This is a genomic window from Pseudokineococcus sp. 1T1Z-3 (assembly GCF_037482365.1).
In the GTDB taxonomy this organism is placed as follows: domain Bacteria; phylum Actinomycetota; class Actinomycetes; order Actinomycetales; family Quadrisphaeraceae; genus Pseudokineococcus.
Genome location: NZ_JBBHZF010000001.1, coordinates 430 through 6010, shown reverse-complemented (window position 1 = coordinate 6010; position 5581 = coordinate 430). Strand labels below are relative to the sequence as shown.

Genomic DNA, 5581 nt, shown 5'->3' with positions numbered 1-5581 from the left:
GACCTCGGCGTGTCGGTGGACGGCTCGGGGTCGCGGGACGCCGAGGGCCCGCTGGACTNCCGAGCCCGCCCGCGACCGAGCGGGTCATGCCGTCCGCGACGATCACCTTCTCCGCGGCCTGCGCGCCAGGGGTGACCAGGAGAGCACCGGAGACGGCGAGGGCGATCGACGCGGCGAGAGCGCGGGCGTGGCGTGGCCGCGGCGACGGGCCGGCATGGCGTCGGCCGCGGGGCGTGCTGGGAGACATCGGGGGTCCTGACTGTCGGTCGACGGTGGCGTCGAGGGTGGAGTCGTGGGAGTGGTGGCTCTTCGACAGGACCGGAGGGTGACCGAAGTGCGCGCCTCTTGGGGGGTTACGTCACTCTTCTGCCGGATATGTCATGACGGAGCGTGACGTCGATGTCTGATCTGTGGCCTCTGCCCGCTCGACCGGCCCAAGGGGTGTCCCCGCGAGCAGGCCGACGGCTCGGCCATCCGGGCGACCGCGCCGCCTTCTCGTCATCGTGCGTGGCTGCCCTCGCGTAGCGTCACGGCCAGGCAGCCCTTGCGCTGTCACCCGCTCAGCGGTCGTGAGGTCGAGGCGCTGGAGGGACGGATCCCCGATCGGAGCAGCCACTGTGAGCGAGCAGCCGGCGCCCAGCCTGCTCGAGGCCCTGTGGCGCTACCGCTGGTCGTCGTCGGCGCTCGTCCTGGCGCTGGCCGCCCTCAGTGCCGTGGCCGGCCTCGTGAGCGGCCCAGCCGCCGTCGTGACAGCCCGCATCTCCCTGTCCCCGCCGACGGCGACGAGCGTTCTGGCGCCGGGGGCGACGGGGGACGCCTCCTCGGCGCGCTACACCGCCCAGCGGGCGGCCTTCATCACGAGTGACGCCGTGCTCACGGCGGTGACCGGGCGCGTCGGGGACGTCGACCTCACCACGTTGCGCCGCGAGGTGGAGGCGAACCCCGCTGCCGGGGAGAACACGGTGGTGGTCACCGTGACGGCCGCGTCGCCGGAAGAGGCGGTCGCGCTCGCCGAGGCGGTCGTCGAGAGCTACGCCGAGCAGACCGAGGCGGAGGTGGAGCGGCTGTCGGAGGCGGCGCTGGACTCCCTCGCTGAGAGCGAGGCCGAGGTCCTCTCCTCCGGCGACGGGGCCGGGGGCGCCGGGTCCGCGGCCGCCACGCTCTCCGACCTGCGGCTCCAGGCGAGCGAGATCCGCTCTGACAGCGCTCTCTTCGGTGATGGCGTGACCTTCGTGGAGTCCCCGGACATCGACGCCGTGCAGACGCGGGGCCTGCCGTTGCGCGAGACGGCGCTCGGCGTCGTCGTCGGCCTGGTGCTGGCCGGGGTCCTGGCGTGGGTCCGCGCCGACCGCCACCGCCGGGTCGGCGGCCCGCAGGAGCACGAGGGCGACGCCCCGCTGCTCGGCACCCTCCGCAGCCCCGAGGACGTCGAGGTGCCAGAAGGGGTCGAGGTGCTCGAGATGCCCACGGCCTCCCACCGCCTGGTCGGGGCTGCCGTGGGTCGCGACCTGTCGACCGGCGTCCTCGCCGTGACGGCGACAGACGGGGAGCTGCGGACGGCGACGGTCCTCAACCTGGCCGCCTCCCTCGCCCGGGAGGGGCGCCGGGTCGCCGTCGTCGACGGGGACCTGCGGCGCTGCCGTCTCTCGCAGGTCCTGGCCGCCCCGGGTGCGCCGTGGACCGAGCCGCGACGTGACGGGCGCGGCCCCCGCCCGACCGACCTCCTGCGGACGGCCGGCGGCCACGAGGTCGCCGTGGTGACCGCGCGGCCTCTCGACGAGACCTCCGAGGGGCCGGCGCGGGGCGTCGTCGAGGAGCGCGTCGCCCGGTGGCGCTCCACCTACGACGTCGTGCTGCTGGACCTCCCGCCGGTCGGGACCGACCAGCTCGCCTACGACCTCGCAGCCGCCGCCGACGCCGGGCTGCTCGTGGTCGCGCAGGGAGATGACTCCCGGTGGCTGCCCGACGAGGTGCGGCAGTGGGCCGCGCTCGGCACGCGGGTGGTCGGCTACGTCTACGCCGACGCCTCGACCAGAGGGCGCGCGCGCTTCCGCTCGCTGCGCTAGGCACGCCTGGGCCCCACCGCTGACCTCTCGCCGCGGGCCCCGGCGGCCTCAGGGCGCCTGGGCGGGCCGTGGCGCCGCGCGCCGGGCGGACGGAGACGTCCACGTGGTGCCGCGTGTCTCCACGGATGGCCGGGTCGTCGCCGACCGGGCAGGGCGCCTGCCGTCCGCGGGGCGGCGTGACGAGCCCCCACGACGGGTGAGGTGGGCGACCTCGTGCTCCCACGGCGGTGTGGTCCCACCGCCGAGGCTCATCACTCGATCGCATGAATCTTGCCGCCGGTCGGGCGACGGAGTCCGCTTTGTCCGGCTTCTCGTCACTCATCGTCACGCCCGTGCGAGCATCGCTGCCGTCCGGTGACCCGTTCGGCGTACGGGCGGTGACGCGGCTTCCTACCATCTCCAGGGAGGCCACCGGGCGGTGGCAGGTGCATCTCAGGGGGTTCGTGATGGTCAGCGCGGGCGTACTTCTCAGGTCGGTCCTCGTCGCGGCGGTCTCCGCCCTGACGCTGGTCGCGGCCCTGCTCGTCCCGGCGTCGCCTGCGCTCGCCGCCCAGGACGGTGACGTGCCGCCGGCGCTGCCGACGCCCGCCACCGTGACCGCGGACGCGCTGCCCACGGTGCAGGTCAACGGTGTCGTCTGGGACCAGGTCGTCGTCGGTGACCGGGTCTACGTCACCGGGGAGTTCACGAAGGCCCGTCCCGCCGGCGCCGCGGTCGGCACCCGCGAGACCGACCGCCGCAACCTCCTGGCCTACGACATCCGCACCGGCGAGCTCATCACCTCGTGGGCCCCCCGGCTGGACGGGCGCGGGCTCGTCATCGAGGCCTCTGCCGACGGACGCCGCATCTACGTCGGCGGTGACTTCGACCGGGCGAACGACACCCAGCGCACCCGCCTGGCCGCCTTCGACGCCTCGTCCGGCGCGCTCGTCGCCGGCTTCACGACGCAGGCGCGTGGGCGCGTGGGCGCGCTCGCCGTCTCGGGCAGCACGCTCTACGTCGGTGGTGACTTCACGACTCTCGGCGGCCAGCCTCGCGAGCGGCTCGCCGCCGTGGACGCGGGGACCGGTCGGCTGCTGGCGTGGACGCCGAGCGCCGACCGCGAGGTCATGTCCCTCGTGGCTCCGCAGGGCAGCGGCCGCGTCGTCGCGAGCGGTCGCTTCGACACCCTGAGCGGGATCGAGGCGCCCGGGATGGGCGCGCTGGACGCCTCCACCGGCGCCACGCTCTCGTGGGCGGCGAACCAGACCATCCAGAACCACGGGCCCGACTCGGCGATCTGGTCCCTGTCCACCGACGGGCGGCAGGTCTACGGCACGGGCTACGACTTCTACGGGCCGAGCGAGTTCGAGGCCAGCTTCGCGGCGGGCGTGGACGGGCGTCTGGTCTGGGTGAACGGCTGCAAGGGCGACACCTACGGCAGCGTGCCGATCGGTGGGGTCCTCTACTCCGTCGGCCACCCGCACAACTGCTCGACGATCGGCGGCCACCCGCAGGAGGAGCCCTGGACCTTCCAGCGCGCCCTCGCGACCACGACCGACGCGCGGGGCAGCAACCTCGACAGCTTCTTCCGCGGACAGCCTGCGCCGACGCTGCTGCACTGGCAGCCGACGATCGCCCTCGGTCAGTACACGAAGCAGTACCAGGGCGCCTGGACGGTCACGGGCGATGACCGCTACCTCCTCCTCGGCGGCGAGTTCCCCCGCGTCAACGGTGTGGCCCAGCAGGGCCTCGTCCGCTTCGCCGTCTCCTCGATCGCTCCTCGCAAGGACGGGCCGCAGGGGTGGGCCGAGCTCAAGCCCGACCTCGTCGTCCTGGGCGGAACGGTCCGCGCCGCCTGGACCGCCGCCTGGGACCGGGACGACGACGAGCTGACCTACGAGCTGCTGCGTGGGCAGAACGCCTGGTCGGCGACGGTCGTGGACACCGTCACGCGCACCGGCAGCAGCTGGTGGAACCGCCCGCGGATGACGATGCGCGACCCCTCCGCCCCGCCCGGCACGACGCAGACCTACCGCGTACGGGTGACCGACGGCGCGGGGAACAGCGTCCAGAGCCAGCTGACGACCGTCGAGGTGCCGCAGGCCGGCGGCGAGGTGGCGGGCGACTACGTCGACGAGGTGCTCGCGGACGGTGCGACGGCCTACTGGCGCCTGGGCGAGCCGTCAGGCTCCCTCGCCTACGACTGGGCGGGTGGTGACGACCTGCGCCTGGACCAGGGCGTCACCCGCGGTGTCGAGGGGCCGCTCGCGGGGGACGCGGCCGTGCGCCTGAACGGGTCCGGCGCAGTGCCGGCGACGACCACGACGAGGACCCAGGCGCCCGACACCTTCAGCGTCGAGGCCTGGTTCCGGACCACCAGCACCGCCGGGGGGAAGATCGTCGGCTTCGGCAACAGCACGACCGGCAACAGCGGCTCCTACGACCGGCACGTCTACCTCGACGGCAGCGGGAGGGTCCGCTTCGGCGTCTGGCCCGGCTCCGCGCGGCTCCTGACCAGCCAGACGGGCTTCAACGACGGCCAGTGGCACCACGTCGTCGCGACGCTCGGCGCGCAGGGGCAGAGCCTCTACGTCGACGGTCGCCGCGTCGGACGAGACGGCGGGACGACGAGCGGGCAGAGCTACGCCGGCTACTGGCGGGTCGGTGGCGACACGCTCGGCAGCTGGCCTGGCGCGGGCGCCACCCACCTCGCCGGGGACGTCGACGAGGTCGCGGTGTACGGCACGCAGCTGTCGACCGAGCAGGTCCGCAGCCACTACGTCGCGAGCGGTCGTGCCAGCTCCTTCCCGCCCGCTCCGGCCGACGGGTACGGCCAGGCGGTGCTGGCCGACGACCCCCAGGTGTACTGGCGGCTGGACTCCGTCGACGCAGGCGCGACGCCGGACCTGTCCGCCGGCCTAAGGCCAGGGCGCGTCAGCGGCGGCGTGGCCGTGCAGGAGCCGGGTGGGGTCTACGGCAGCGCTGCCGCCGCGACGACCGACGGCAGCACGGGAGTGGTGGCCACCTCCGAGGCGGCCCCTGCCCCGGGCGTCTACTCCCAGGAGGTCTGGTTCTCCACGACGACACGTCGCGGCGGCAAGCTCATGGGCTTCGGCAACGCGCAGACCGGTTCGTCCACGAGCGTCGACCGGCACGTCGAGATGCGCGACGACGGTCGGCTGAGCTTCGGGGTCTACGTCGGTCGACGTGTCGCGGTTGTCACCGAGCGCAGCTACAACGACGGGGCCTGGCACCACGTGGTGGCGACCCAGGGCCCCACCGGCATGCGCCTGTACGTCGACGGTGAGCTGGTGGCCAGCGGGACGGAGACCCGCGCAGAGGCCCGCAACGGCTTCTGGCGCGTCGGTGGGGACCGCGGCTGGTCGAGCACGAGCCCCTACTTCGCCGGTCGTCTCGACGAGGCGGCGCTGTACACCTCGGTGCTCGGCGCGGAGACGGTGCGCGCTCACTACCGCGCGGGCCTGGAGCCCCAGGACGAGCCGCCCACGGCGGCTTTCACGGCGGAGGTCGCC

At 74.3% G+C, this 5581-nt stretch carries 2 protein-coding genes; both read left to right on the top strand.

Annotated features, from left to right (window positions below):
• Window positions 1-617: 617 nt before the first annotated feature.
• Complete coding sequence (locus WDV86_RS00010) at window positions 618-2066, top strand: hypothetical protein (protein ID WP_339565539.1); 1449 nt, start codon at window positions 618-620, stop codon at window positions 2064-2066.
• 446 nt (window positions 2067-2512) lie between these two features.
• On the top strand, window positions 2513-5581 hold a 3069-nt coding region (locus WDV86_RS00005; protein WP_339565538.1), incomplete at its 3' end, for a LamG-like jellyroll fold domain-containing protein.